This is a genomic window from Streptosporangium brasiliense (assembly GCF_030811595.1).
GTDB classification, from domain to species: Bacteria; Actinomycetota; Actinomycetes; order Streptosporangiales; family Streptosporangiaceae; genus Streptosporangium; species Streptosporangium brasiliense.
The window spans coordinates 8,234,146-8,259,605 of sequence record NZ_JAUSRB010000002.1 but is presented as its reverse complement, the minus strand read 5'-3'; the positions used below and the strand labels follow the sequence as shown (position 1 = coordinate 8,259,605).

At 74.8% G+C, this 25,460-nt stretch carries 21 protein-coding genes; 10 read left to right on the top strand and 11 right to left on the bottom strand.

Translation table 11 applies throughout. The features are described 5' to 3' along the window. Window positions 1-113 precede the first annotated feature (113 nt). The 3 genes from selA (at window position 114) to fdhA (ending at window position 4,992) form a co-directional block, all read left to right on the top strand. Window positions 114-1,403, top strand: coding sequence for an L-seryl-tRNA(Sec) selenium transferase (gene selA, locus J2S55_RS46865; protein ID WP_306875168.1), 1,290 nt, complete (start codon window positions 114-116; stop codon window positions 1,401-1,403). Next, on the top strand, window positions 1,403-3,259 hold the full coding sequence (locus J2S55_RS46860) for a SelB domain-containing protein (RefSeq protein ID WP_306875166.1): 1,857 nt from the start codon (window positions 1,403-1,405) through the stop codon (window positions 3,257-3,259). The genes selA and J2S55_RS46860 overlap by 1 nt, the downstream gene beginning before the upstream one ends. Window positions 3,260-3,768: 509 nt before the next feature. After that, window positions 3,769-4,992, top strand: coding sequence for a formaldehyde dehydrogenase, glutathione-independent (gene fdhA / locus J2S55_RS46855; RefSeq protein WP_306875163.1), 1,224 nt, complete (start codon window positions 3,769-3,771; stop codon window positions 4,990-4,992). A 177-nt stretch (window positions 4,993-5,169) separates the two neighbouring features. Here the strand turns inward: fdhA and J2S55_RS46850 are convergent, their stop codons facing one another. Genes J2S55_RS46850 through J2S55_RS46840 form a run of 3 tightly spaced genes read right to left on the bottom strand, consistent with a single transcriptional unit; the run spans window position 5,170 to window position 8,785 of the window. Further along, the gene (locus J2S55_RS46850) at window positions 5,170-7,257 is read right to left on the bottom strand and encodes a xanthine dehydrogenase family protein molybdopterin-binding subunit (protein WP_306875160.1); all 2,088 of its coding nucleotides are present in this window, start codon (window positions 7,255-7,257) and stop codon (window positions 5,170-5,172) included. Beyond that, window positions 7,254-8,240: an FAD binding domain-containing protein gene (locus J2S55_RS46845; RefSeq protein ID WP_306875156.1), complete on the bottom strand. Its 987-nt coding sequence runs from the start codon at window positions 8,238-8,240 to the stop codon at window positions 7,254-7,256. Before J2S55_RS46845 ends, J2S55_RS46850 begins: the two co-directional genes overlap by 4 nt. Beyond that, entirely contained in the window at window positions 8,237-8,785 is a 549-nt protein-coding gene (locus J2S55_RS46840) for a 2Fe-2S iron-sulfur cluster-binding protein (RefSeq protein ID WP_370879769.1), read from the bottom strand. The genes J2S55_RS46845 and J2S55_RS46840 overlap by 4 nt, the downstream gene beginning before the upstream one ends. A gap of 165 nt (window positions 8,786-8,950) precedes the next feature. Between J2S55_RS46840 and J2S55_RS46835 the strand changes: the two genes are divergently transcribed. Together J2S55_RS46835 and J2S55_RS46830 are read left to right on the top strand one after the other, a co-directional pair. After that, a complete protein-coding gene (locus J2S55_RS46835; protein ID WP_306875153.1) occupies window positions 8,951-9,652 on the top strand; it encodes a phosphoribosyltransferase in 702 nt (233 codons plus the stop codon). A gap of 109 nt (window positions 9,653-9,761) precedes the next feature. Then, on the top strand, window positions 9,762-10,202 hold the full coding sequence (locus tag J2S55_RS46830; protein ID WP_306875151.1) for a DUF2267 domain-containing protein: 441 nt from the start codon (window positions 9,762-9,764) through the stop codon (window positions 10,200-10,202). Here the strand turns inward: J2S55_RS46830 and J2S55_RS46825 are convergent. Genes J2S55_RS46825 through J2S55_RS46810 form a run of 4 tightly spaced genes read right to left on the bottom strand, consistent with a single transcriptional unit; the run spans window position 10,194 to window position 14,512 of the window. Beyond that, window positions 10,194-11,264, bottom strand: coding sequence for a PLP-dependent cysteine synthase family protein (locus J2S55_RS46825; RefSeq protein ID WP_306875150.1), 1,071 nt, complete (start codon window positions 11,262-11,264; stop codon window positions 10,194-10,196). The genes J2S55_RS46830 and J2S55_RS46825 overlap by 9 nt on opposite strands. A 31-nt stretch (window positions 11,265-11,295) precedes the next feature. Further along, window positions 11,296-12,606, bottom strand: a complete 1,311-nt coding sequence (locus tag J2S55_RS46820; protein ID WP_306875147.1) for an alanine racemase — start codon at window positions 12,604-12,606, stop codon at window positions 11,296-11,298. Continuing rightward, the gene (locus J2S55_RS46815) at window positions 12,597-13,541 is read right to left on the bottom strand and encodes an ornithine cyclodeaminase family protein (protein WP_306875145.1); all 945 of its coding nucleotides are present in this window, start codon (window positions 13,539-13,541) and stop codon (window positions 12,597-12,599) included. The genes J2S55_RS46820 and J2S55_RS46815 overlap by 10 nt, the downstream gene beginning before the upstream one ends. After that, a complete protein-coding gene (locus J2S55_RS46810; protein WP_306875142.1) occupies window positions 13,541-14,512 on the bottom strand; it encodes a TauD/TfdA family dioxygenase in 972 nt (323 codons plus the stop codon). Before J2S55_RS46810 ends, J2S55_RS46815 begins: the two co-directional genes overlap by 1 nt. 250 nt (window positions 14,513-14,762) lie before the next feature. Between J2S55_RS46810 and J2S55_RS46805 the strand changes: the two genes are divergently transcribed. From J2S55_RS46805 to J2S55_RS46785, 5 genes are all read left to right on the top strand, one after another. Beyond that, on the top strand, window positions 14,763-16,307 hold the full coding sequence (locus J2S55_RS46805) for an ABC transporter substrate-binding protein (RefSeq protein ID WP_306875141.1): 1,545 nt from the start codon (window positions 14,763-14,765) through the stop codon (window positions 16,305-16,307). Next, window positions 16,292-17,314, top strand: coding sequence for an ABC transporter permease (locus J2S55_RS46800; protein ID WP_306875139.1), 1,023 nt, complete (start codon window positions 16,292-16,294; stop codon window positions 17,312-17,314). Before J2S55_RS46805 ends, J2S55_RS46800 begins: the two co-directional genes overlap by 16 nt. Continuing rightward, a complete protein-coding gene (locus J2S55_RS46795) occupies window positions 17,311-18,111 on the top strand; it encodes an ABC transporter permease subunit (protein ID WP_306875136.1) in 801 nt (266 codons plus the stop codon). The genes J2S55_RS46800 and J2S55_RS46795 overlap by 4 nt, the downstream gene beginning before the upstream one ends. Continuing rightward, window positions 18,108-19,574 (top strand): ABC transporter ATP-binding protein, encoded by a 1,467-nt coding sequence (locus J2S55_RS46790; RefSeq protein WP_306875134.1) that lies wholly within the window; start codon window positions 18,108-18,110, stop codon window positions 19,572-19,574. The genes J2S55_RS46795 and J2S55_RS46790 overlap by 4 nt, the downstream gene beginning before the upstream one ends. A gap of 95 nt (window positions 19,575-19,669) precedes the next feature. Continuing rightward, window positions 19,670-20,401, top strand: a complete 732-nt coding sequence (locus tag J2S55_RS46785) for a response regulator transcription factor (RefSeq protein WP_306875131.1) — start codon at window positions 19,670-19,672, stop codon at window positions 20,399-20,401. On the opposite strand, the gene pabB is transcribed toward J2S55_RS46785, so the two are convergent. Genes pabB through J2S55_RS46765 form a run of 4 tightly spaced genes read right to left on the bottom strand, consistent with a single transcriptional unit; the run spans window position 20,355 to window position 25,388 of the window. Beyond that, complete coding sequence (gene pabB / locus J2S55_RS46780) at window positions 20,355-22,475, bottom strand: aminodeoxychorismate synthase component I (protein ID WP_306875129.1); 2,121 nt, start codon at window positions 22,473-22,475, stop codon at window positions 20,355-20,357. The genes J2S55_RS46785 and pabB overlap by 47 nt on opposite strands. Window positions 22,476-22,529: 54 nt before the next feature. Continuing rightward, window positions 22,530-24,110, bottom strand: coding sequence for an AMP-binding protein (locus J2S55_RS46775; RefSeq protein ID WP_306875126.1), 1,581 nt, complete (start codon window positions 24,108-24,110; stop codon window positions 22,530-22,532). Continuing rightward, window positions 24,103-24,681 (bottom strand): hypothetical protein, encoded by a 579-nt coding sequence (locus J2S55_RS46770; RefSeq protein WP_306875123.1) that lies wholly within the window; start codon window positions 24,679-24,681, stop codon window positions 24,103-24,105. Before J2S55_RS46770 ends, J2S55_RS46775 begins: the two co-directional genes overlap by 8 nt. Then, complete coding sequence (locus tag J2S55_RS46765; protein WP_306875121.1) at window positions 24,660-25,388, bottom strand: Phenylacetic acid catabolic protein; 729 nt, start codon at window positions 25,386-25,388, stop codon at window positions 24,660-24,662. Before J2S55_RS46765 ends, J2S55_RS46770 begins: the two co-directional genes overlap by 22 nt. Window positions 25,389-25,460 lie beyond the last annotated feature (72 nt).

Here is a 25,460-nt window from a genome sequence, read left to right as displayed (position 1 = left end):
AGCGGGCGGGCACCTCGCGGCCGGAGCCGGACGCGTCCCGGGTGAGGGAGACAGGTCGAGGTCCTCGGCCCGGCGGGTTCGATTCCCGTCCGCCTCCGTTCTATTTTCGAACCATGGACTCACGCAGGCGCGTGCCCCGCACCGACCTCGTGCTCGCCGACCCGCGGCTGGCCGCGACGGTGGGGAGGCTGGGCCGGGCGGTCGTCAAGGACGCGGTGGCCCATGCCCAGCGGCGGGCGCGGCAGGGCGAGATCGCGCCCGAGGAGGTCGCGGACGCGGCCGTGGCGGCGCTGCCGCCGTACGCCGCCAGCATGCGGCCGGTGCTCAACATGACCGGCGTGCTGCTCCACACCAATCTCGGCCGCGCGCCCCTGTCGGCCGCGGCGGTCTCCGCGGCGGTCTCCGCCGCCGGCTCCGCCGACGTGGAGTTCGACCTGGCCACCGGCGCCCGTGCCCGTCGCGGGCGGGGCGCGGTGGAGGCGCTCGCCCGGGCCGTGCCCGCGGCCGAGGACGTGCACGTGGTCAACAACAACGCCGCCGCGCTCGTGCTGGTGGCCACCGCGCTCGCCGCCGGGCGGGAGATCGTGGTCAGCCGGGGCGAGCTGGTGGAGATCGGCGACGGGTTCCGCATCCCCGACCTGCTGGTCTCCACCGGTGCCAGGCTGCACGAGGTGGGCACCACCAACCGCACCTCTCACGCCGACTACGCGGCCGCCGTGGGACCGGAGACCGGGTTCGTGCTCAAGGTGCACCCGTCCAACTTCCGGATCGAGGGCTTCACCGGCGCGGTCGAGGTCGCGGAGCTCCGCGACCTCGGCGTGCCCGTCGTGGCCGACATCGGCTCCGGCCTGCTGGCGCACGAGCCGCTGCTGCCCGGGGAGCCCGACGCGGCGGGCGCGCTCAAGGCCGGCGCCGACCTGGTCACCGCCAGCGGCGACAAGCTGCTCGGCGGGCCGCAGGCGGGCCTGCTGCTCGGCCGCCGTGACCTGGTCGAGCGGTGCAGGCGGCACCCGCTCGCCCGTGCCCTGCGGGTGGACAAGCTGACGCTGGCCGCGCTGGAGGCCACCCTGCGCGGCCCGGCCACGCCCGTCCATGAGGCGTTGCACGCCGATCCGGCGGCGCTGGGCCGGCGCGCCGAGGCGCTCGCCGGGGAGCTGGCCGGAGCCGGGGTCGACGCGAGAGCCGTGCCGAGCGAGGCCGCCGTGGGCGGCGGGGGAGCACCGGGGGTGCGGCTGCCGAGCGCCGCGGTGAGCCTGCCCGAGCGGTTCACCGTACCGCTGCGGACCGGCGAGCCCCCGGTCGTCGGCCGGGTGGAGGGCGGCCGGCTCCTGCTCGACCTGCGGGCCCTCCCCCCGGACCGGGACGGCGACGTGGTGCGGGCGGTCCTGAGGGCGCGGGGCTGATGCACGTCGTCGCCACGGCGGGCCACGTCGACCACGGCAAGTCCACGCTGGTGCGGGCGCTCACCGGGATGGAGCCCGACCGGCTGGCCGAGGAGCGGCGGCGGGGACTGACGATCGAGCTCGGCTACGCCTGGACGGCGCTGCCCTCGGGGGAGCGGCTGGCCTTCGTCGACGTCCCCGGGCACGAGCGGTTTCTCGGCACGATGCTGGCCGGGGTGGGGGCGGTGCCCGCCGTCATGTTCGTGGTGGCGGCCGACGAGGGCTGGATGCCGCAGTCCGAGGAGCACCTGGTCGCCCTGGAGGCCCTCGGAGTACGGCACGGCCTGCTCGTGGTGACCCGCTGCGACCTGGCCGACCCCGGGCCGGCGGCCGATCAGGCCCGGGCCCGCCTGGCCGCCGGTGGCCTGGGCGGGGCCGGGACGCTGGCGGTGAGCGGGCGCACCGGGCAGGGCCTCGGCGAGCTGCTGCGGGCGCTGGACCGGCTGGTGGCCGCGCTGCCGGCGGCCGATCCGCGGGCGCCGGTGCGCCTCTGGATCGACCGGGTCTTCAGCGTGCGGGGCAGCGGCACCGTCGTGACCGGGACGCTGCCCGCGGGCACGATCGCGGTCGGGGACGAGCTGGCCCTCCCCGGCGGGCCGGTGCGGGTGCGGGGACTGGAATGCCTGAAGGAGCCGCTGGCCTCGGTGACCGGCGTGGCGCGGGTGGCGGTCAACCTGCGCGGGCAGGGCCTCCCCGGGCGGGGCGAGGCACTGGTCACGCCGGGCGGCTGGACGTGCACCAACCTGGTGGACGTGCGGATCTCCCCGGTGGGAGCGGCCGTGGGAGCCGGCGCGGGCGGAGCGGCCGGCGGCGGCCGGTGGGGGCGGGAGGCCCCGGCCCGGGAGCGCGGGCCGGCCGGCCGGGACGGGGCCGACCTGCCGCGGCGGCTGACCGCGCACATCGGGTCGGCGGCGGTGGTGTGCGCGGTGCGGCCGCTCGGCGGGCGGATCGTACGGCTCCGCCTGGCCCGGCCACTGCCGCTGCACCTGGGCGACGTGCTGCTGCTGCGCGACCCCGGCCGGGACCGCTCCGAGGTGCGGGTCCTCGCCGGGGCGAGCGTGCTCGATGTGCGCCCGCCCGCGCTGCGCCGCAGGGGCGCGGCCCGGGAGCGCGCGGCCCGGCTGGCCGGGGCCCCGCCGGACGCCGCCGCGCTGCCGGTCGGCCACCCGCTGCTGCGCGCGGGTGAGCTGCTGGCCATGGGGTGCGTCCCGGCGGGACGGCCGGTGTGCGGCGACTGGCACGCCGACCCGGCGCACTGGTCGGCGCTGGGGGAGCGGCTCGCCGAGGCGGTACGGCGCTACGCCGCCGGGCATCCGCTGGAGCCGGGTATGCCGGTCGAGGCGGCCCGCCACGGGCTCGGCCTGCCCGACCGGCGGCTGGTCGCGGCGCTCGTGCGGCCCCCGCTCGCCGTCGTCGACGGGCGGATCGTCAGCGGCCCCGCGGGCCTGCCCGCCCCGGTGGCCCGCGCGGTCGAGCGGCTCCGCGCGGAGCTGGCCGCGCGCCCCTTCCGGGCGCCGGAGGCCGGGCGGCTGGCCGAGCTGGGACTGGGGCCCCGGGAGCTGGCGGCGGCCGTGCGGGCGGGAGCCCTGTTCCGAGTGGCCGACGGGATCCTGCTGGCGCCCGGCGCGGAGACGCGGGCGGCGGAGCTGCTCGCCCGGCTGCCGCAGCCGTTCACGGTCAGCCAGGCCAGGCAGGCCCTGGACACCAGCCGCCGGGTCGCGGTGCCGCTGCTGGAGCACCTCGACCGCCGGGGGTTGACCGAGCGGGTGGACGAGGTCCACCGCCGGTGCCCGGCGCCGCACCCGGGCAGGTGCTGAGTGCCGGTGCGCGGAATGTGCCGGGCGGGTGCTGAACGCCGCCGGTGCGCGCCGTACGCCCGAGGAATCCCGGCCCCGACGGAGCCCGACGGAGCCCGACGGGGCCGCCCGCCCGGTCAGCCGGGAGGCCGGTGTCCGGCTCCGTGAGGAGATTGCCCGGTTACTGGAGTAGTCGTCGGGTATGTACTTTGACCTGGGGAAAGAACCACCGTCGTCGGGGGTTGCGATGGCCGGCTACCCGCCGGGAAGGCCGCTCGGAGGCCATGGAGGCCATGGAGGCCATGGAGGCCATGACCTCCCCCGCCCGGGCCCGGCCGCCGCCCCCCTCACGGGAAACGGCACGCCGGACCACGCCGGACTCGGCTCCGTCCCGTCCCCGTCCGCGGCGCCCGTCGCAGCCGCCGGTCACGTGTCCGGGGGTACCGGACGCGGGCAGGCGGCCCGTACGGCCCCGTGACAGCGGCGGACGGCCGTCCGGCCGGCGCTTCCGGCGAAGGAGGGGGAACGTCATGCCGGACAACAGAGGCGTCACCTACCAGGGACCCGGCAAGGTCGAGGTCCAGGAGATCGCCTACCCCGAATTCGAGCTCAAGGACGGCCCGGGGGTCAACCCGGCCAACGTGGGACGCAAGGTCCCGCACGGGGCGATCCTCAAGACCGTCGCGACGAACATCTGCGGCAGCGACCAGCACATGGTCCGCGGCCGCACCACCGCGCCGACAGGTCTGACCCTTGGTCACGAGATCACCGGCGAGATCATCGAGACAGGCCCGGACGTGGAGTTCGTCAAGGTCGGCGATCTCGTCTCCGTACCGTTCAACATCGCCTGCGGCCGCTGCCGCAACTGCAAGGAGGGCAAGACCGGAGTCTGCGAGAACGTCAACCCGGACCGGGCCGGTTCGGCGTACGGCTACGTCGACATGGGCGGCTGGGTCGGCGGGCAGGCCAACTACGTGCTCGTCCCCTACGCCGACTGGAACCTGCTGAAGTTCCCGGACAAGGACAGGGCGATGGAGAAGATCCTCGACCTGGCCATGCTCTCGGACATCTTCCCGACCGGTTTCCACGGCTGCGTCACCGCCGGGGTGAAGCCGGGGTCGACCGTCTACATCGCGGGCGCCGGTCCGGTCGGGCTCGCCGCGGCGACGTCGGCGTTCCTGCTCGGGGCCGCCGTGGTCATCGTCGGCGACCTGAACAAGGAGCGTCTGGCCCAGGCCGGCAGCTTCGGCTGCGAGACCATCGACGTGTCCGAGGGCGAGCCGAAGGACCAGATCGAGCAGATCCTCGGCGAACCCGAGGTGGACTGCGCCGTCGACGCCGTCGGTTTCGAGGCCCGCGGCCACGGTGCCGAGGCGGCCACGGAACACCCCGCCACGGTGCTCAACTCGCTCATGGACCTCACCCGCGCGGGCGGCGCGCTCGGCATCCCCGGCCTGTACGTGACCGGTGACCCGGGGGCCGCGGAAGAGGCGGCCAAGGTGGGATCCCTGTCGATCAGGCTCGGTCTCGGCTGGGCCAAGTCGCTGGCCTTCACCACCGGCCAGTGCCCCGTCATGCGGTACAACCGCCAGCTGATGATGGCGATCCTGCACGACAGGGTACAGATCGCGAAGGCGGTCAACGCCACGCCGATCTCGCTCGACCAGGCCCCGCGGGGCTACGAGGAATTCGACAAGGGCGCGGCGCGCAAGTACGTGCTGGACCCGAACGACATGCTGGCCAAGTCCACCTAGGCCGCGGCCCGTCACGAGGGCGCCGCCACGCGCCCCGACGAGGGAGCGCGTGGCGGCGCGGAGAGGAGTCCCCGGGCCCCCGGAGAGGGGTCCAGGGCGGCGAGGAGAGGAACCCCCGGGCGGCGCGGAGAGCGGAGAGGAGTCCCCGGGCGCGCGGAGATGAGTCCCCGCGCGGCCCTACCCGACCAGCTTGTCGAGGCGGATCGGCAGGTCGCGGATCCGGACGCCGGTGGCGTGGTGGACCGCGTTGGCGACCGCCGCGGCGGTGCCGACGATGCCGATCTCGCCGATGCCCTTGGAACCCATCGGGTTGAGGTGCGGATCGTCCTCCTCGATCCAGAACGCCTCGACGTCGCGCACGTCCGCGCAGGCCGCGATGTGATACTGGGCGAAGTCGTGGTTGAGGTAGTCGCCGAACTCGCGGTCCATGACGCTCTCCTCAAGCAGGGCCATCGACAGCCCCATCGTCATGCCGCCGACGAACTGCGAGCGCGCGGTCTTCGGGTTGACGATCCGCCCGGCGGCGAACACCCCGAGCAGCCGGAGCACCCGCGTCTCCCCAGTGTCGGCGTCCACCCCCACCTCGGCGAACTGGGCGCCGAAGGCGTGCCGCGCGAGCCGCCGCTGTCCGTTGATCTCCTCGGTGGTGTCGGCGTCCGCCTCGACGCCGCCGGCCGGGTCCCCGCCCCGCCGGTCGAGCTCCTCCCGCAGCGCCTCGCAGGCCCGCACCACGGCCGTGCCCCACGAGGCGGTCCCCATCGACCCGCCGGCCAGGGAGGCGGTGGGCAGCGCGCTGTCGCCGATCTCCACCCGGACCCGGTCCGCCGAGGTGCGCAGCGCGTCGGCGGCGATCTGGGTGAGCACCGTCCGGGCGCCGGTGCCGATGTCGGTGGCGGCGATCCGCACGGTGAAGCGGCCGTCCGGCTCGGCGCGGGCGCTCGCCCGGGAGGGGCTCCGGTAGACCGGGTAGGTGGAGGCCGCGACCCCGGTCCCGACCAGCAGCCGGCCCCGGCGCCGGATCCGCGGCGCGGGATCGCGCCCGGCCCACCCGAACCGCCGCGCCCCCTCGCGCAGGCAGGCCACCAGGTTCCGGGAGCTGAAGGGCAGCCCGCTCTCCGGGTCGATCTCCGGCTCGTTGCGGATCCGCAGCTCGACCGGGTCGAGCCCGCAGGCGATCGCCAGCTCGTCCATCGCCGACTCCAGCGCGAACATGCCCGGGGTCTCGCCGGGCGCACGCATCCAGGCCGGGGTGGGGACGTCGAGCCGGACCAGCCGGTGGCTGGTGCGCCGGCCGGGCGCGGCGTACATCATCCGCGTGGGCACGGTGGTCTGCTCGGCGAACTCCCGGATCGTGGAGCTCTGCTCGAACGCCTCGTGCACGATCGCGGTCAGCCGCCCGTCGGTGTCCGCGCCGAGCCGTACCCGCTGGATCGTGGGCGTGCGGTAGCCGGTCACCGCGAACATCTGCTGCCGGGTCACGGTGAGCTTGACCGGGCGGCCGGTCTGCTTGGCGGCGAGCGCGGCGAGGATCACGTGCGGGTGCGGGGCGCCCTTGGACCCGAAGCCGCCGCCCACGTGCGGGGAGATCACCCGGACGTTCGCCGGCGGCATGCCGAACAGCGACGCGACGGTGTCGCGGACCGCCGGCGCCCCCTGGGTGGAGTCGTGGAGCGTCAGCCCGTCGCCGTCCCAGACGGCGACCGTCGCGTGCGGTTCCATCGGGTTGTTGTGCTCGGCCGGGGTGCTGTAGGTCGCCTCCAGCACGATCGGGGCGGCGGCGAGGGCCGCGTCCGGATCACCCTGCTCGGTGTCGGTGGGGAAGGCCGGGTTGACGTGGTCCGGCCGGTACAGCCCCGGGTGGTCGGCGCGCAGCTCGACGTCGTGCGGCTCGACGGCGTACTCCACCCGCACCAGCCCGGCCGCCTCCCTGGCCCCCTGGAGCGTCTCGGCCACCACGACGGCGACGTACTGTCCGCGGTAGGCGACCCGCCGCGACTGGAGCACGGCCAGCTCGGCGTCGTCGGCGGGGGCCAGCCTGGGGGCGTTGCCGTACCAGATGGCGGCGATCACGCCCGGGTATTTGAGGACGGCGTCGACGTCCACGGACCGGATCTCGCCGCGGGCGACGGTGGCCTGCACCGGCACCGCGTAGGCCAGGTCCCGCGGGGAGTGCTCGGCGGCGTACCGGGCACGGCCGGTGACCTTGTCGAGGCCCTCCACCCGGTCCAGTGCCGAGCCGACGTACGACGGGGTCGTGGTGGTCATGGCGTCTCCACGAGTTCGGTGAGGGTGCGGACCAGAACGTTCCGGGCGAGCGGCACCTTGAATCCGTTCTCCCGCAGCGGCCGTGCCCGGGCCAGCTCGGTGTCCGCCGCCCGGGCGAACTCGGCCGCGGTGGCGGGGGCCCCACGCAGCGCCTCCTCGGCGAGCTCGGCCCGCCAGGGCACGTGGGCGATCCCGCCGAAGGCGATCCGGCAGTCGCGGACCGTGCCGTCGGCGACCTCCAGCGCCGCCGCCACCGACACCACCGCGAACGCGAACGAGGCCCGGTCCCGGACCTTGCGGTAGCGCGACCGGGCCGCGGCCGGCAGCGCCGGCAGCTCCACCGCGGTGATCAGGTCGCCCGGATCCAGCACGGTGTCGCGGTCCGGCTCGTCGCCGGGCAGCCGGTGCAGGCCGGGCATCGCCACCCGGTGGGCCCCGCGCCGTCCCTCCACCCGCACGCCCGCGCCGAGCGCGGCCAGCGCCACGGCCATGTCCGAGGGGTGGGTGGCCACGCAGGCGGGGGAGTGGCCGATGATCGCCAGGTTGCGGTGGTCACCCTCGACGGCCGGGCAGCCGGAGCCGGGCCGCCGCTTGTTGCACGGTTTGGAGACGTCCTGGAAGTAGGAGCAGCGGGTGCGCTGCAGCAGGTTGCCGCCGACCGTGGCCATGTTGCGGATCTGCCCCGAAGCCCCGGACAGCACCGCCTCGGCGAGCATCGGGTAGCGCCGCCGCACGGTCGGGTGGGCGGCCAGATCGCTGTTGCGGACGCCCGCGCCGATCAGCAGGCCGCCGTCCGGGGTCTCCTCGACCGTGTCGGGGGCGATCCGGGTGACGTCCACCAACGCCTCGGGCGAGGCGACGCCCAGGCGCATCAGGTCCACCAGGTTCGTGCCGCCGCCCAGGTACATGGCGTTGGGCTGCTCCTCCAGCGCGGCCACGGCCGCCCGCGCGTCCGTGGCCCGCCGGTAGACGAAGGGCCTCACCGCGCCACCTCCCCGATCGCGGTGACGATGTTGACGTAGGCGCCGCAGCGGCAGAGGTTGCCGCTCATCCGCTCGCGGATCTCGTCGTCGTCCAGGCGCGGCGTGGCGTTCAGGTCCGCGGTGACCGCGCTCGGCCATCCCGCCCGGACCTCGGCCAGCATCCCGGCCGCCGAGCAGAGCTGTCCGGGCGTGCAGTATCCGCACTGGAAGGCGTCGTGCTCGATGAACGCCGCCTGCAGCGGGTGCGGCGTGTCTCCCTCGGCCAGCCCCTCGACGGTGGTGATCTCCCGGTCGTCGAGGGTCACCGTCAGCGTCAGGCAGGACTTCACCCGCCGCCCGTCCACCAGCACCGTGCAGGCCCCACACTGCCCGTGGTCGCAGCCCTTCTTCGCCCCGACCAGATCGAGCTGCTCGCGGAGGGTGTCGAGGAGCGTCTCCCGGGTGTCCACGGTGACCGGATAGTCATTACGGTTGACCGAAAGCCGGATGTCCACCATAACCGGAGTCGGGACATCCCATCGTGTCGTATCGGCTTCGTCATTCATGGCGCTTCCCTACCCGATTGTCTGCCTGGGATTTCCCCGATTTCACCAACGGAGGTTTGACCTCTCCGTCGAATGTCCGGAGTGCTCTAATTTAGGATGGCGTTAAAAGTTTAGATTGCCACTAAATGGGAATAAAGGAATGCTCCAAATGGGGAGGCGGTAGCCATGACGGATCGCCTGTTTCAGGATCGCCGGGACGCCGGCCGCGTTCTGGCCGGTCTCCTCGCGCACTACCGGGACCGGCCCGGCGTCGTCGTCCTGGGACTGCCCCGGGGCGGGGTGCCGGTGGCCTACGAGATCGCCAGGGCCCTCGCCGCCCCGCTCGACGTCTTCCTCGTCCACAAGCTCGGCGTCCCGGGCCACGAGGAGCTGGCGATGGGGGCGATCGCCGACGGCGGCGTGATCGTGCTCAACGACGACATCATCGACGGCCGCGGCCTCTCACCGGAGACCGTCGAGAAGGCGGCCGAACGGGAGCGGCGCGCGATGCGCCGGCGGGAGCGGCTCTACCGGGAGGCGAGGACCATGCCCGACCTCGCCGGCAAGACCCTCATCGTGGTCGACGACGGTCTCGCGACCGGTGCGAGCATGCGCGCGGCCATCCACGCCCTGGGCTCGCTGCGGCCGGCGCGGATCGTCGCCGCCGTCCCCGCCGCGCCCGCCTCCACCTGCCGGGAGCTGGCGGAGCTGGTCGACGAGGTGGTCTGCGCCAGCACGCCGTCGCCCTTCTTCGCGGTCGGGCAGGCTTACGTGGACTTCACCCAGACAGGCGACACGGAGGTGCGGGAGCTTCTCCGGGCCGCGTCGGAGGCCGGCGGACCCGGCGCCGGCGCGCAGAGTCCCGGCGGGTCCGGCGCCGGCGCGTAGCGGCCGGGCGGGTCCGGCGCCGGCGCGCGGGGCCCGGCGGGCACCGGGGGAGGGGCCCGGCACCCGCCCGTCCGCCGCCCGAGCAGTTCAAGGGAGGGAGATGAGTCGGATGGTCGAAACGGGTTTCCCGGCCTTCGACACCGCCGTGGACAAGACGAACCGCGTTCTCAAGATGGTCGAGGACGCCTACGGATGGCCGAAGGCGCGCAGGAACCGCTCCTACACCGCGCTCCGGGTGGTCCTGCACACCCTCCGCGACCGCCTCACCGTTGACGAGATCGCCCGCTTCGGCTCCCGGCTGCCGATGCTGACCCGCGGCATCTACTACGGCTCCTGGGATCCCGGCCGCGCCCCGATCAGGATGGACGCCGCGGAGTTCGTCGCCCGGGTGCGCGGCAGGCTCCCGGACAAGATCCTGGAGGAGATCGGCGGCGACGCCGAGCGGCTGATCCACACGGTGGTCCACGCGCTGCGGGAGCACATCGGCGAAGAGGGGTGGGAGGACATCAAGTCGATCGTGCCCAAGGACCTGGCCGCCGTCCTAGCGTAGGCCGGACGGCAGCCCGGACGGCAGCCCGGACGGCAGCTCGGACGGCAGACCGGACGACAGCTCGGCCAGCAGCTCGCCCACCTCGCGCTCCACGCCGGGGTCGAGCAGGTCGTGCCCGGCCATCCACGCGTCGTCGAAGACGGTGTCGAGGTATTTCTCCCCGGTGTCGTTGACCACCGCCACGGCCGTGGATCCCGGCGGCACGGAGGTCATCAGGCGCAGCGCCTCGTGGACCACCCCGCCCGCCGACCCGCCGACCAGCAGGCCGGTACGGCGGGCCAGTGCGCGTGCGGTGCCGAACGCCCGGCGGTCGGAGACCTTGCGCCCCTCGTCGATCAGGTCGAAGTCGACCAGCGCCCCGATCGGCGCGCCCGGCGGGGTGCCGGTGCCCGACTGGTGGTAGGGGCCGCCGGGGCCGCCGAAGGCGATGGAGCCCACCGGCTCCACCCCGACGATCCGCGCGCCGGGCATGGTGCGGCGCAGCTCGCGGCCCGTCCCGCAGAGCGACCCCCCGGTGCCCACCGCGCCGATCAGGTAGTCGACGCCCTCCGGCAGCGCCTCGGCCAGCTCGCGGGCCAGCGCCCGGTAACCCCCGGCGTTGCTGGGATTGTTGTGCTGCTCGGTGAAGACCGCGCCGTCGGTGTCCTTGGCCAGCCGGGCCGCGAGCTCCTCGCGCGCCGCGGTGGCCAGCTCGCCGTCGCCGTCGCCGGTGACGTACACCAGCTCCGCGCCCATCGCCCGCATCGCCCGCAGCTTGTCGGGGCAGGCGTGCCCGTCCACCACGGCGGTGAAGCGGTAGCCGCGCTCGGCGGCCACCAGCGCGAGCCCCAGGCCGGTGTTGCCCGAGGTGGACTCGATGATGTGGCCGCCGGGACGGAGCGCGCCCCGGCGCTCGGCCTCGCGCACCATCTCCAGCGCCATCCGGGTCTTGGCGGTGCCGAGCGGGTTGAACTGCTCCAGCTTCAGCAGCAGCCGGCTGCCGGAGCGGCCCTGGCACAGCGACAGCAGGGGCGTCCGGCCGATCAGGTCGGTGACTTTCCGTACGATCCGCAGTGTGATCACTCCTCTGGTCGGGCTGGTCGGGCAGGTCCGGTCAGGCCGGCGGCCGGTCCAGCCGCCAGCTCCCGTCGGCGTTCACCACGACCTTGGGCGGCAGCGGCAGCCCGTGGAACGGCGACTCGTTGGAGTCCATCTGGTATCCGGCGGTGTTGGGGTAGACGAGCAGGTCCCCGCGCCTCGGCCGGCCGGGCAGGGTGATCCTGCGCCAGGTGAGCATGTCGGACTCCAGGCAGCTCGCCCCGCCCACGCAGGACTCCGACGCCGGCCCCTCCCGCGCCGGGACGGGGACCGGCTCGGGCAGGAACTCGCTGTTGAACCACTGCTCGGACAGGCTCAGGCTGGTGCCGTCCACGGTGACGATCCCGTACTCCCTGCCGTGCCGCGCGTCCTTGACGCCCTGGATCCGGAAGACCGTCAGGCCCGCCTGGTCGAGCAGGGCGCGGCCCGGTTCGAGGATCAGCGTGACCCCGGAGCCGCGCAGCAGGGCCGCCACGTCCGCGCTCCCGCCGCCGGGCCTGGCCGCCAGCACCGCGCGCAGCGCCGCCGCCCCGGCCACCGGCGAGTGGTAGGGGTAGAACCCGTCGAACCGCCTGCCGGCGTGGAAGTGCGCGGGATCGTCGGTGAAGCGCCGCCAGTCCTCGGCCGCAAGGTAGTCCACCGCGAACCCGCCGCCGACACTGATGCGGGTGGCGGGGATGCCCCGGGCCCGCGCCCGCTCGCACCAGCGCAGCAGCAGGGCGGCCATCTCGGCGCGGGGCCCCACCTCGTAGCCGGACAGGTGGCAGCTGAACCCCTCCAGGCGCGGCGGCCCGCACCGCTCCAGCGCCCGCTCCAGCTCCTGCGGCGTCATGCCGAACCGGCTGTGCGGCTGGCTCGGCGGCGTGACGCGCAGCATGATCCGCGCGCCGTCCAGCGCGGCGACCCGGTCCAGCTCGTCGAGGGCGTCCACGGTGATCAGACAGTCGTGCCGTACGGCCAGGCGGAGCAGGTCGTCCGACTTGGCCGGGCCCGTCACCACGATCCGCGTGCCGCGCACGCCGTGGCCCAGCGCGTCCCGCAGCTCCGGCACGCTGGCCACGTCCACCCCCGCGCCGAGCTCCGCGCAGGTCTCGATCCAGCACGCCGCCTTGTTGGCCTTCTTGGCGTAGTGGACCTCGCCGGTGACGCCGGTCTCCTCCAACACCTCCAGGAAGGCGGTCAGGTTGGCCGCGAACCGGTCGGGCAGGAGCACGTGGTAGGGGCCGCGCAGGCCGTAGGCGAGCTCCCGCAGCAGCCCGGATCCCTTGCCGAGCAGGGTGCGCGCCGGCTCCGACAGCCTGGCGGGCAGGGGCGCGCTCAGTCCCACAGGTCGATCACCTGCCCGAGCCCGCGCTCCCCGGCCACCCGCGCGTAGTGGTGGCCGAGCGCGATGTCGGTGATCACCAGGCCGCTGTTGTAGGCGAAGATCCGCTGCCCGCCGCCGGTCCGCGCCTCGGCCCGGCCGGCGAGCACGTCGGGCAGCTCGGCGTCCACCGGGCGCAGCACGCCGTGCTCGTCGGCCAGGTCGGTACCGGTCACCGCCATCTGCGCGGCGCTGGTGGCCAGCACGCGGCCGGCCCGGTGCAGGGTCGAGGGGGCCAGGCCGTACCCGACCAGGACGCACAGCGCGTCCGGCCGGAGCCAGTCCGCCTCCACCGCCGCGGTGGTGGCGGGGCCGGCGACGGCGAGCACCACGTCGGCCTCCGCCGCCGCGGCCCGCAGGTCCGGCACGGCCTCCACCTCGCGCCCGGGCACCGAGTCCCGTACGGCGCGCAGCCCGTCGGGGTGGGTGCCGAAGACCATGAGCCGTTCCAGCTCGGGCATCGCGGCCGTCAGGTACGGCAGGGCCTGCCGCCCCTGCACCCCGGTGCCGATCACCAGGGCGCTGCGGCTGCCGGGGGCGGCGCACTCGCGGGCGAGCAGCGCCGACGCCGCCGGGGTGCGCATCGCGCCGATCCCGCCGCAGTCCATCAGGGCGACGGGCCGCCCGGAGACGTCGTCGTAGAGCGTCAGCGAGGTGTAGTAGCACTCCCGCCGGGGGTGGAACCGGTATGAGGTCTTGAAGGCGACCACCCCGCGGGTGCCGTCCCGGCCGAGCATGGCGTAGGACACCGAGTGCCCGTCGGGCGGCTGCAGCGTCAGCTTGCTCGGATTGGCCGACAGTCCGGCGGCCAGGGCGCGGTAGGCCTCCTCCACCACCGCGATCACCTCGGCCGGCCCGAGCTCCACCTTGGCCAGGTCGCTCCTGCTCAGAACCCGCATCACCGCTCCTGGCAGGGATCGATCGGCCGCTGGCCGTACCCGTGCTCGGTGGCCTCGGCCGGCGGGCGGGCGCGGTCGGGCAGGCGGACGTTGACCCGCTTGAGCCAGCGGTCGGTGCCGTCGTAGCGGGCGCGGAACGGCTCGCGGCCGTGCACGACCGCGTCGTTGTCGATGACGAGCACGTCGCCGGGGTCGAGCCGCACGCCGGTCCTGACCCGCTCCAGCTCGCGGCCGAGCCGCCCGTAGGCGGCCCGGTAGCCGGGGCCCGCCTGCTCCAGCGGCGTGTAGGCGGGGTCGAAGCGCAGGCACAGTCCGTCCTCGCCCTGCCACAGGGTCGGGACCCTGGGGGGCTCGAGGGCGGAGCCCCGGGCCTCGTCGTAGGCGTCGTCGGGGAGGATGGGCAGGACGGGGGCCGACAGCGTCTCGATGTCGGCCCCGTCGAGATCGGTGTGGCGCACGGCCGCGGCGCTGGTCGCCACCCGGTCGGGGTTGCGCAGGCAGCCCAGCAGCATCAGGTGGGCGCGCCCGTGGTGGAAGGCGTCCTCGTTGTGCGCGGCGAGCGTGACCGTGCTGCTCGCGCCGGTCTGCCCGTGCTCGTGGCCGCGGCTCGGCACGATGTCGTGCACCAGCCGCCCGTCCTGCTGTCCCTCCCAGCCGAACGGCCGGCCGGCGGTGGCGGCCAGCAGCAGCATGGCGACGTCCCAGACGGCCGTGCGTTCGGGGGAGGCGTCCGACCAGTGCGGCGGGGTCGCGCCGAGGCCGGCGTCGTCGACGGGCAGGCCGCGCAGGACGTACAGGCCGGTGGCCGGGGCGGGCGGGGGGCAGAGGTCCCCGAGGTCGGCGGCCGCCTCTGGGAGGTGCTGGATCAGTTCAGGGTTCGACGCCGTTTCATACGTCGATACAAGGGCAGTTGCCCGGCTGATGAGCGTGTCAGGTCCGATTTCTCGGACAGGGGTCGGGTTGGAGCACACCTGGATTACCGCCTTGGTCCGTCGAGAGATGACGTTCCGGTCCCGGAGTTCATGGGTGTCGATCGATGGAATGGGACGCTAGTCCACCAAGAATTGATAAGGCAAGCCTTGCCTAAGTTATAAAAATATAATCTCTCCGTCATAAGCTCGTGATCTGCAAATACGCATCGAAACGGACATTTCCGGCCTTGAGTTGGCGAAAAAATTAGGGTAGGCAAACCTTAATGACGCCGTAAGGGAGGAGCCGGAGGTGGAGCTGACGAGGAGACGGATCCTGGCGACCGGAGGAGGACTGGGGGCGGCCTTGCTGCTGTCGGCCTGCGGCTCCGGACCCCGGCGGGCCGCCGCCGGCGCCACGCCCCCGGCCGGTCCGCCCAGACCCGGCGGCACCCTGCGGGTGGGAGCCGTCGGCAAGGCGTCCGCGGTCACCCGCGACCCGCACGGCGTCCAGGTCAACGAGAGCGACTACCTCATCCTCGCGCTGGTCCACGACGCGCTGACGGTCCCCGGGGACCGGCCCAACGTGGCCCCCCGGCTGGCCGCCCGCTGGGAGTCCGACGACCTGAAGCGGTGGCGCTTCACGATCGCCGAGGGCGCGACCTTCCACGACGGGACGCCGGTCACGGGTGCCGACGTGGCCTGGTCGCTGCGGAGGCTGCGCGCCACACCGGCCGGCGCGACCCGGCTGCCCGGCGTCGAGGCCGGCGGGATCAGGGCCGACGGCCGCGACGCCGTGACGCTCACCAGCGCCTACCCCAACAGCGAGGTGCCGCTGCTGCTCCGGCTGACCACCTTCGTCCTGAAGGAGGACACCAAGGACGTGGCGAGGGCGCCGGGCACCGGCCCGTTCCGCCTGGAGTCCTTCCGGAACGGCAGCGCCCGCCTGGTCCGCAACGACTCCTGGCACGGCGGCGAGGTCCCGCTGGACGCCATCGAGGTGCGGATGTTCGAGTCGCCGCAGGCCATGGCCAACGCCATGCTGACCGGCCAGATCGACCTGGCCTCCAACGTGGGCGCGGTCGCCGCCCGCACCGCCGAGGGCAGGGACGGTGTCCAGGTGATCCGCCGCCCCGACGACATGGCCATGCCGATCGTGATGCGCACCGCCGACGGCCCCTTCGCCGACGAGCGCGTACGGCTGGCGCTGCGCCTGGCCGTCGACCGGGAGGCCATGGTCAGGCAGGTGCTGTCCGGCTACGGCGCGGTCGCCAACGACGTCCTCGGCACCGGCGATCCGGCCTACGCCAAGGACATCCCGCAGCGCGCCCGCGACCTGGCACAGGCCGAGCGGCTCCTCGGCCAGGCGGGCCTGGACCTGTCCCAGACCTACGAGCTGTTCACCACCGAGGACATCCCCGGCCTGGCCGAGTCGGCGACCCTGTTCGCCACCCAGGTCCGCGAGGCCGGGCTGAACATCAAGGTCGTCAAGCAGGACCCGAGCGTCTTCTGGGAGAAGACCTGGCTCAAGGCCCCCCTCTACACCACCTACTGGGGCACCAACGACTCGGTGGTCTTCTTCGCCGGCAAGACCCTCAGCTCCGACGCCGCCCAGAACGAGGCCGGCTGGAAGGACCCGGCCTTCGACGCGGCCTACCGCAAGGCCGTCGGCGCCCCGGACGGCGCCCGGCGCGCGGACGCGCTGCGCGAGCTCCAGCGGCTGGAGCACGAGCGCTCCGGCTACCTGCTGTGGGGCATGGCCGACGGCGTCGACCTGGCCGCCGCGGGGGTCGGCGGCCTGCCCAGGCTGCCCGGTTACGGCAGAGTCCAGCTGGAGCGGGCATGGTTGAGCGCCTGACCGCCGGCCGCGCCGTGGCCAGGCCGTCCGCGCGGCGGGCGGCCCGGCCCGCCCCGTCCGGGCCGGCGCCCCTCCTCCTGCGGGGACTGGGCGTGCTGGCCCAGCGGGTCGCGCTGCTGGCCGCCCTGCTCGTCGCGGTCTTCGCGGCGATGGAGTTCCTGCCCGGCGACGCCGCGCGCGCAAGCCTCGGCCGGGGCGCCTCGGCCGAGGCCGTCGCCGCCCGCAGCGCGGAGCTCGGGCTGGACCAGCCCCTCTGGATCCGCTTCCTGCGCTGGATGGCCGGTCTGCCGGCCGGTGACCTGGGCGTGACGTCCCGGGGCGAGCCGGTGGCCGAGGTCCTGGGCCGCCATTTCCCCAACACGCTGCTGCTCGGCGGCCTCGCCTTCGCCGTCACCGTGGCGGCCGCGCTCGCGCTGGCCGGAGCCGCGGCGCTCCGCCCCTCCTCGGCGCTGGACCGCGCGATCTCGGGGACGTCGACGATCGTGGCGGCGCTGCCGGAGTTCGTGGTCGCGAGCGTCCTGGTCCTGGTCCTCGCGCTCTGGGCGGACCTGCTGCCCGCGGTCACCGTCACCGCCGCGGGCGGCGGCGGGCCCGCGTCGGCGGCCATGCTCGTGCTGCCGGTGCTCTCGCTCGCCGTGCCGCAGATCGGGTGGAACACCCGCATCGTCCGCGCCGCGCTGGCCGACGAGTGCACCGCGCCCCACGTCGAGGCGGCCGTCCTGGACGGGCTCCCGCCCCGCCGGGTGCTGCTGCGGCACGTGCTCCCCGGAGCCCTGCCCGCGATCGCCGCCGGCGCGGCGACGTCGGTGGGCATGCTGCTCGGCGGCGCCGTCGTCGTCGAGACGATCTTCAACTACCCGGGCGTCGGCAGCGTCCTCGCCGGAGCGGTCCGCGACCGGGACACCCCCCTGGTGGCGGGCGTGGTGGTGGCGACCAGCGTGGCCGTCCTCGCCGTGCTGCTGGCCGCGGACCTGGTGCGGGGCTGGGCCTCGGTGAGGCGCTCATGAGGACCGTGCTCCGCCTCGTGCCGGCCGGCCTGATCGCGGCGATCGCGCTGGTGGGGCCGCTGCTCGCGCCGCACGCGATCGACGCCCCGGTCGCCGCCCCCTACGCGCTGCCCGGCCCCGGCGTCCCGCTGGGCGCCGACGAGCTCGGCAGGGACGTCCTCAGCCGCCTGCTGGCCGGAGGCCGCGACCTGCTGCTCACCTCGCTCGCCGTGGCGTGCGCGGTCACCGTCGCCGCCGCGGCGCTGGGGACGGCGGCCGCGCTGCGCCCCGCCCTCGGCCGGCTGGTCGAGCGGCTCGCCGACCTCATGATCCTGCTGCCCGCGGTGCTGGCCGTGCTGCTGGTGGTGCTCTCCTGGCGGGGCGGCGGCCGGGTGGCGCTGGTCACCGCGGCCGTCGTGGTCTCCCTGCCGTACGCGGTCCGCATGGTGGCGGGGGCGGCGGCGCCCATAGCCGGGTCGGGGTACGTCGAGGCCGCCGCCGCCGGGGGAGAGCGGCTGCCCCAGCTCATCTGGCGCGAGGTGCTGCCCAACCTCCGTGCCACGCTGCTGGTCCTGCTCGGCCTGCGCTTCGTGGCGGCCGTGTACGTGGTCACCACCGCGGCCTTCCTGGAGGTCGGACCGGAGCCGCCGGCCGCGGACTGGGCCCTGATGGTCCGCGAGAACGCGCCCGGCATCCTGCTCAACCCCTGGGCGGTCGTCGTCCCCAGCCTGGCCATCGGAGTGCTGGCGCTGAGCGTGCAGGCGGCCGCCGAGGTGCTCGCACCGCGGCCCGGACGGCGGGCGGTGACCAGGCTGTGAGCTCCAGGACGGCGGTGGTGGAGATGGACGGCCTCGTCCTGACGGACCCGGCGGGCGGCGTCGTGGTGGACGTGCCCCCGGTGACCGGGGAGCGGGGCGCCGTCGTGGCCCTGACCGGGCCCTCAGGGATCGGCAAGTCCACCGCGCTCCGCGGCATGCTGGGGGCGCTGCCGGAGGGCCTGACCCACCGCTCAGGGCGGGTGCGCGTGCTGGGCCAGGAGGTCCTGGGCCTTGATCCGGTACGGCTGCGCCTGCTCCGCCGCCACCACATCGCCCTGGTGGACCAGGACCCGGCCGCGCGGCTCAACCCCCGCATGCGCGTCCGCCACCTGCTGGCCGAGCTCGCGGTCCGGCCCGGCCTCGACGAGCTCCGCCGGCTGCTGGCGGAGGTGCGCCTGCCCGCCGGGGACGAGCTGCTGGCCCGCCGCCCCCACCAGCTCTCCGGCGGTCAGCAGCGCCGCCTGGCCCTGGCCCGCGCCCTCGCCCGCCGTCCGGACCTGCTGCTCCTCGACGAGCCGACCGCGGGTTTGGACCCGTCGCTGGGAGGGGAGATCGGCCTGCTCGTCCGGGAGCTCGCCGACCGCCACGGCATGGCCGTGATCCTGGCCTCCCACGACAGGGACCTGGTCGGCCGGGTCGCCGACCGGGTGATCGAGCTGGCCCCCCGGACCCCGGCCCCGGCCCCGGGTCCGGCCCCGGTCCCGGGAGTTGGCGCCGGCTCGGGGCGGACGGCTCCGGGGACGGCGCGGAGCTCGCCGGCGCTGGCCATGCGGCGGCTGCGCGCCCGCGCGGGCAGGCGCGGCCGGACCATCCTGCACGACGTCGAGCTGGAGCTGGGCCAGGGGGTCGCGCACGCGGTCATCGGGCCGTCCGGCGCGGGGAAGACCACCCTCGCCAGGGCCATCACCGGCCTGCACCCGCACGCCGAAGGCGTCGCCGAGCTGGCCGGCCGGCCGCTCCCGCTCCGGCTCGCCCGCCGTACCGGGGAGCAGCGCAGGCTGGTCCAGCTCGTGCCGCAGGACCCGCTCGGGGCGCTCAACCCCGTCCGCACGGTCGGCGCGGTCCTCGCTCGCCCGATGCGCCTGCACCGGCGCGCCGATCCCGCCGACGTCCCGGCCCGGGTCGAGCGGCTCCTCGCCGACGTGGCGCTGCCCGCCGAGACCGCCGGCCGCCTGCCGCACGAGCTGTCCGGCGGGCAGCGCCAGCGGGTCGCCCTCGCCCGCGCGCTCGCGGCCGACCCCGCCGTGCTCGTCTGCGACGAGGTGACCTCGGCGCTGGACGCCCGGACCGCGCACGCCCTCATGGAGCTGCTGATGCGCCTGCGCGAGGAGCGCGGCCTGACGGTCGTCCTGGTCAGCCACGATCTCGACCTGGTCGCCCGCCACTGCGACACCGCCTGCGCGATCGACGAGGGGCGGATCAGCTGGGCCGGCCAGGCGGGCGCGGTCGCCGAGCGCCGGTGAGACGCTCCACGATGCCGGTGACACCGGGGAATACTCGGTTCCTCCGTGGGTAGGCGCCCTCGGGTCGGGGGGCCGACTGCGACGACGGGACGAGGATGACTTCACTGCGCCACCTCTCGGATCAGGCTGATCTCCCCGGCAGGGTCGTGCTGGTGGCCATGGGGAACGAGGTGATCCGCTGCGGGCTCTGCACGATGCTCGACGATCTCTCCATGGTCGACGAGACCTGCGCGACCGACGACTTCGACCACGGCGTCGAGCTGCTCCGCTCCCGGCGCCCCGACATCCTGGTGCTGCCCACCCCGGGCGAGCAGCACGTGGCCGAGAAGCTGGCGCGGACCGCGGTCGAGCACGACGTGCGGATCCTGCTGCTGCTCCGCGCGGCCAGCGACGGGGCCCTGGTCGAGGCGGCGGCACTGCCGGCCGACGGCTTCCTGCTCGAGAACGACCTGACGCGCGACTCCCTGGGCAGCGCCCTGGCCGACCTCGACAGCGGCCTCATGCCGATGCCCGGCCCGCTGGCGCGCAAGCTGCTGGCCCGGGTCAGGCGCGCCGAGGCCGCTCGGGAGAGGGAGGCCGAGCGGCACCCCGGGGCCGACCGCGCCGCCTCGCCGCTGACCTCACGCGAGCGGGAGACCCTCTCCCTGATGGCGGAGGGGCTCAGCAACAAGCAGATCGCCCGCCGCCTCGGCATCTCCGAGCACGGCGCCAAACGTCACGTCGCCAACATCCTGGCCAAGCTCAACTGCTCCAACCGGACGCTCGCGACCGCCGTCGCGCTCAACCGCGGGCTGCTCCCCGACCTGGAGCGGGGACCGCGCGACTGACCGGCGCGCCGGGCAGGCCGCTCAGGCCCCGCAGCGGCGCCCTGGCCTTCAGCAGCATCTCCTCGTACTCCTCGACGGGGTCGGAGTCGAGCACGATCGCCCCGCCCGCGCCGACCGTGAGCCTGCCGGAGTGGGCGACCGCGGTCCGTATGACGATGTTGAGGTCCGCGGTGCCGTTGAGCCCGAAGAAGCCGATCGTGCCGGAGTAGAGGCCCCGCGCCCGGCCTTCGAGCCTGTCGATGATCTCCATCGTGCGCAGCTTCGGCGCGCCGGTCATCGACCCGCCGGGGAAACAGGCGCGCGCGGCCGGCACCGCGCTCATGCCCTCGTGCAGCCGGCCGCGCACGGTGGAGACAAGCTGGTGCACCGTGGTGTAGGACTCCACGGCCATGAAGCGCGGCACGTCCACCGTGCCGATGTCGCAGATCCTGCCGAGATCGTTGCGGAGCAGGTCGACGATCATCAGGTTCTCCGCGCGGGTCTTGTCCGACGACGCGAGCCCGTCCCTGAGCGCCTGGTCGCTGCGCGGCTCGGGGTGGCGCGGGGCGGTGCCCTTGATCGGCTTGGACTCCGCGACCCCGTCCCTGCCGACCTTGAGGAAGCGCTCCGGTGACGAGCACAGCACCTCGTGGTCGCCCAGGCGCAGGTAGGCCGCGTACGGGGCGGGGTTGAGGCGGCGCTGGCGCAGGTAGAGCGCGCGCGCGGACCCGTCGAACGGGATCTCCGCCGCGTTGGTCAGGCAGATCTCGTAGCTCTCCCCGGCACGCAGCAGCCGCAGGCACTCCTCGACGTCGGCGAGGTAGTCCGCGCGGGACCGCACGAGCCACGGCTCCGGATCGAACTCCTCCCCGGCCGGCGGCCCCTCCCCGGCCGGCGGCCCCTCCTCCGCCGCGGGACTCCCGGCCGCCCGCCGGCACGCCTCGGCCGCCCCGGCCACCCAGCGCCTGGCCAGGGCCCCGCTGCGGGGCCCGCCGTCGGTGAGCGCCACCGCCCACGTCTGCCCTGCCTCGTGGTCGATCGCGACGAACCGGGTGGCCGACATCCAGACCGCGTCGGGGAGCGGGGAGACGTGCGGCGAGGCCGCGCCGCAGTCGCGCTTCAGCTCGTAGCCGAAGTGCCCCACGTAGCCGCCGTTCAGGTCGAACGGCAGCGCGGGATCGGCGGGTACGGCGCGCGCCCGCACGCGCTCGTCCAGCACGTCGAAGATCGAGCTGTGGATCGCCGTGCCGATCCCCGAGGCGTCGTGGACCTGGACGCTGCCCGCTCCCGGACTGCAGGACAGCACCTCCCCGTGGGGGCCGCCCGCGTCACCGAGGAAGGAGAAACGCGCCAGCCCCTGGCCGGTGCGGCTGCTGTCCAGCCAGAACGCGTACGGCTGCGCGCCGAAGAGCTCGGTGAAGGTCTGCTCGGCGTCGGCGGCGCCGGGGACGCGCTCCACCTCCAGCGACCACCGGGGGCCGTGCGCGCGGCGGGTCCCGCCGTGCTCCCGGCGCCGCGCCGGCAGGGCGAGCTCACGGAAGTTGCGCAGCAGCGCCGGGCCGTACTCCGTCGAGATCGACTCGGGGTGGAACTGCACCCCCCACCACGGCATCGTCCGGTGCCGCAGCCCCATGACGACGGAGTCCCCGGTCCACGCGGTGATCTCCAGGTCGTCCGGGGCTGGGGTGGCCACGCACAGGGAGTGGTAGCGCACGGCGTGGAAGCCCTGCGGCAGGTCGCGGAACAGATCGCGGCCGCAGTGCCGGATCTCCTCGACGTAGCCGTGGATCGGGGCCGGGGCCGGCACCACGTCGGCGCCCGACAGCCAGCCGAGCGCCTGGTGGCCCAGGCACACCCCCAGCACCGGCAGCCCCGACTCGCGGATCACGTCGAGGCAGGCCCCGATGTCGCGCTCCACCTGCGGCCGCCCGGGACCGGGGGAGATGATCAGCGCGTCGAACCGCTCCAGGTCCATCCGGTGCCAGCCGTCGTCGTCGTTGGCCAGGACGACGGGTTCGACCCCGTAGGTCTCCGCGATGAGCTGGAAGAGGTTGTAGGTGTAGGAGTCGTAGTTGTCGATGATCAGAGTGCGCACGGCGGTTCCCCGGGTCGGTCTGCGGGAGGCGGCGGGCTGCCCGCCGTCATGTGGTCACCAATCCCCGTTGCGGACGGCGAAGCGGCGGAGCTTGCCGGTGTGCGTCCGCGGCAGCGCCCGGCACAGCCGCACGCTGCGCGGGACCTTGAACGGGGCCAGCCGGCTGCGGGCCAGCGCGATCAGCTCCTCCTGCAGCCGCGCCGGATCGGGGTCGGCCACGGCCGGGACCACGAAGGCCCGCAGCTTGCTCGCGCCGCGCTCGTCGGCGACGACGGCGACCACCACCTCGGCGACGGCCGGGTGCCCGGCCAGGACCGCCTCCACCTCCACGGGCGACATGGTGATGCCGCCGACCATTTCGAGGTCGTCGCGCCGGCCGCGGTGCACGTAGGCGCCGTCGGGGCGGCGCTCGGCGCGGTCCCCGGTCCGCAGCCAGCCGTCCACCAGCGTCCGGGCGGTCTGCTCGGGCCGGTTGAGGTATCCGCTCATGACGGAGGCGCCGCGGACCCAGAGCTCTCCCACGCCGTCCGCGACGGGCCCGCCGTCGTCGTCGCGGACCTGCAGCTCGTAGCCGGCCAGGGGGCGGCCGATCGTGCCCGCCTCGTCGGAGCGGAAGGTGTTGGAGCAGAACGCGTGCCCCGCCTCGGTCGAGCCGAGCTGGTCGAGGACGGGAGCCGCGAGCAGGTCCCGTGCCCGTGCCGCGAGCGTCTCGTTGAGCGCCTCGCCCGCCGACACCGCGATCCGCACGGAGGCGAAGGACGCGCCGGCGCATTCTGCGGCGAGGTTGGCGTAGGCGGAGGGCACCGCGTACAGCACGGTGACGCCGTGCCGCTCGACGGCCTCCTCGATCTGCCCGGGGCCGGGCCGGTCGGCGAGCAGGACCGCCGACGAACCGGAGAACAGCGGGAACACCAGCGCGTTGCCCAGGCCGTAGGCGAAGAACAGCTTCGACACCGACAGCGTCACGTCGCCGCGCCGGATGTCCACCACCCCCTGCCCGGCCGCGCGGTGGTAGCGGGCGAGGTCGGCGTGGCGGTGCAGCGCGGCCTTGGGTGCCCCGGTCGTGCCGGAGGTGTACTGGGCGTACAGGGCGGTGGCGCCGGTGACCCGCGTGACCGGGCCGGGGGCCGCCCCGTCGGCGAGCGCGAGCAGGCGGTCGCCGGTGAGGCAGGGCAGGCCGTCGAAGTGGCCGGCCACCTCCTCCCCGGCGACGACGAGGGCGGTCTGGCAGTCCTCGGCCATGAAGGCGTGGTCGGCGGCGGTCAGCTCCGGGTTGACCGGCACGACCGTCGCGCCGAGCCGCGCCGCGCCGAGGAAGGCCGCCACCCACGCGATGCCGTCGCCGTGCGCCACCATCACCCGGTCACCCGGCCGCACACCCAGCCCGACCAGGGCCGAGGTGGTCCGGGCGGCCAGGTCGTGGACCTCTCCGTGGCTCCAGACGCGGTCACCGGTGTGGAAGGCGGGCGCCGGGCCCCAGCCGTTGCGCCGCGCGAGCCCGGCGAGCTCGGCCGCGACGTTCGTCCGGCCGGCCGGCGCCCCGTCCGCCGGGGCGGCCCCGTCACCGCCGACCCGGACGCCGGTCGCGAGGCCGTCCCGGCGGACGGCCGGGCGGACGGACGGGAGCTCAGTCACGTGGCTCACCTCGGTCGGCGGTGTAGGGGGTGATCAGGAAGCGGCCGTTCACACGGCCGATCGGCCACCACCCGTCCGTCAGCAGGTCGGTGAGCTCGGCGAGCGTGCCGTCCTCGTCCTCCTCGCCGTCCCCGTCGGCGAGAGCGCCGGCCACGACCGTTCCGATGAGCCACAGCAGGGCGCCGGAGACCGCGCGGGCCCCGGGGTCCGTCTGGTCGGCCGGGTCGAGCCGGGGGGTCGCCACCAGCATGGCCACGTGCTCGGCCAGTTCGAGCTGCTCCTCGCGGCCCGCGTCGAGCAGCCGCGACCGGGCCGCCGCGCGCCGGCGGTCGAGATCGGCGAGCCAGCCGGGGTCGACCAGGTCCATGGCCGCCGTGGCGGTGGCCCGGTCGCGCACGACGGTGAAGCGGGTGGCGGGCCGCGCCGGCGCGGGGGTGGTGAAACCGGGCGCCGTGCTCGGCCGGGTGGCGTCGCAGACGCCGCGCAGGAGCCGCTCGACGCGGTCGCCGCCCGGCCCCAGCTCCGTGGCCAGGCCGGAGGGCGGCGCGCTCAACTCGAAGTGCCGTGCCATCGCACGTCCACTTCCGGGTGATCGAGCTCCAGTTCCTCTTCGAGGAGCGCCCGCGTCCGGCGGACGAACTCCGCGCGGCACTCGTCGTTCGTCATCCGCTTGATGCCCCAGCGGCGGAAGGTCTCGTTGTTCCTGGAGTCGCTGCGGCCGAAGAAGGGGAGCGTCATCGTGATCAGCTCGTGCGCCGCCCGCCGTACCTCGTCGCGTCCGGCGGGGTCGGCCGCCAGCTGCCGCGCGGTCGTGGTGCCGAACCCGACGTGGAAGCGCTCCTCCGGCATCAGCGACCGGCAGAGCTTGCGGAGGGGGAGGTAGGAGCAGTGGGCGAGGTCCTCCATCAGGACGACCTCGGCGAGGTCGACGATCGCCTTGGTCATGACGTATTCGGTCCAGGTGGTCACCTCGTATTCGAATACGGAAAGGGGGGACCGCGCGTGCGGGTCCTCCACGCCGAGCTCGGCGGCGAGTTTGTTGAATTTCAGATGGTGCCCGTATTCCTCCATCGCCATTCTGCAGGCCAGCCACTTCTCCCGGGGCGTCGGCGCGAGCGCGATCGACGGCTCGTCGAATATCGCGGCCCCGGCCGCCTCGTTGCGGACATGGCTGTTGAGAATCTTGCCGACCGCGGTGACGTAATCGTCTCCGAGCGCGCGGGCCTCCTCCGGGCCGGAAACCACCTGGTTCGCGAGAACCCCGAGCGTGTTGGACATCTGTCGCCTCCTCTCCAGAGCCGGCCATGCCGAAGCTAGGACGGTCCGCGGAGGGGGTCAAGTGCCCGATCG

What these genes read in the sequence shown, in the direction of transcription:
- J2S55_RS46840 (WP_370879769.1), bottom strand. Translation starts at nt 8,785, where the DNA reads ATGAATGACGAAGCCGATACGACACGATGGGATGTCCCGACTCCGGTT.
- J2S55_RS46850 (WP_306875160.1), bottom strand. Translation starts at nt 7,257, where the DNA reads ATGACCACCACGACCCCGTCGTACGTCGGCTCGGCACTGGACCGGGTG.
- J2S55_RS46795 (WP_306875136.1), top strand. Translation starts at nt 17,311, where the DNA reads ATGAGGACCGTGCTCCGCCTCGTGCCGGCCGGCCTGATCGCGGCGATC.
- J2S55_RS46835 (WP_306875153.1), top strand. Translation starts at nt 8,951, where the DNA reads ATGACGGATCGCCTGTTTCAGGATCGCCGGGACGCCGGCCGCGTTCTG.
- fdhA (WP_306875163.1), top strand. Translation starts at nt 3,769, where the DNA reads ATGCCGGACAACAGAGGCGTCACCTACCAGGGACCCGGCAAGGTCGAG.
- J2S55_RS46815 (WP_306875145.1), bottom strand. Translation starts at nt 13,541, where the DNA reads ATGCGGGTTCTGAGCAGGAGCGACCTGGCCAAGGTGGAGCTCGGGCCG.
- J2S55_RS46800 (WP_306875139.1), top strand. Translation starts at nt 16,292, where the DNA reads ATGGTTGAGCGCCTGACCGCCGGCCGCGCCGTGGCCAGGCCGTCCGCG.
- J2S55_RS46785 (WP_306875131.1), top strand. Translation starts at nt 19,670, where the DNA reads ATGACTTCACTGCGCCACCTCTCGGATCAGGCTGATCTCCCCGGCAGG.
- J2S55_RS46770 (WP_306875123.1), bottom strand. Translation starts at nt 24,681, where the DNA reads ATGGCACGGCACTTCGAGTTGAGCGCGCCGCCCTCCGGCCTGGCCACG.
- J2S55_RS46860 (WP_306875166.1), top strand. Translation starts at nt 1,403, where the DNA reads ATGCACGTCGTCGCCACGGCGGGCCACGTCGACCACGGCAAGTCCACG.
- J2S55_RS46765 (WP_306875121.1), bottom strand. Translation starts at nt 25,388, where the DNA reads ATGTCCAACACGCTCGGGGTTCTCGCGAACCAGGTGGTTTCCGGCCCG.
- J2S55_RS46830 (WP_306875151.1), top strand. Translation starts at nt 9,762, where the DNA reads ATGGTCGAAACGGGTTTCCCGGCCTTCGACACCGCCGTGGACAAGACG.
- selA (WP_306875168.1), top strand. Translation starts at nt 114, where the DNA reads ATGGACTCACGCAGGCGCGTGCCCCGCACCGACCTCGTGCTCGCCGAC.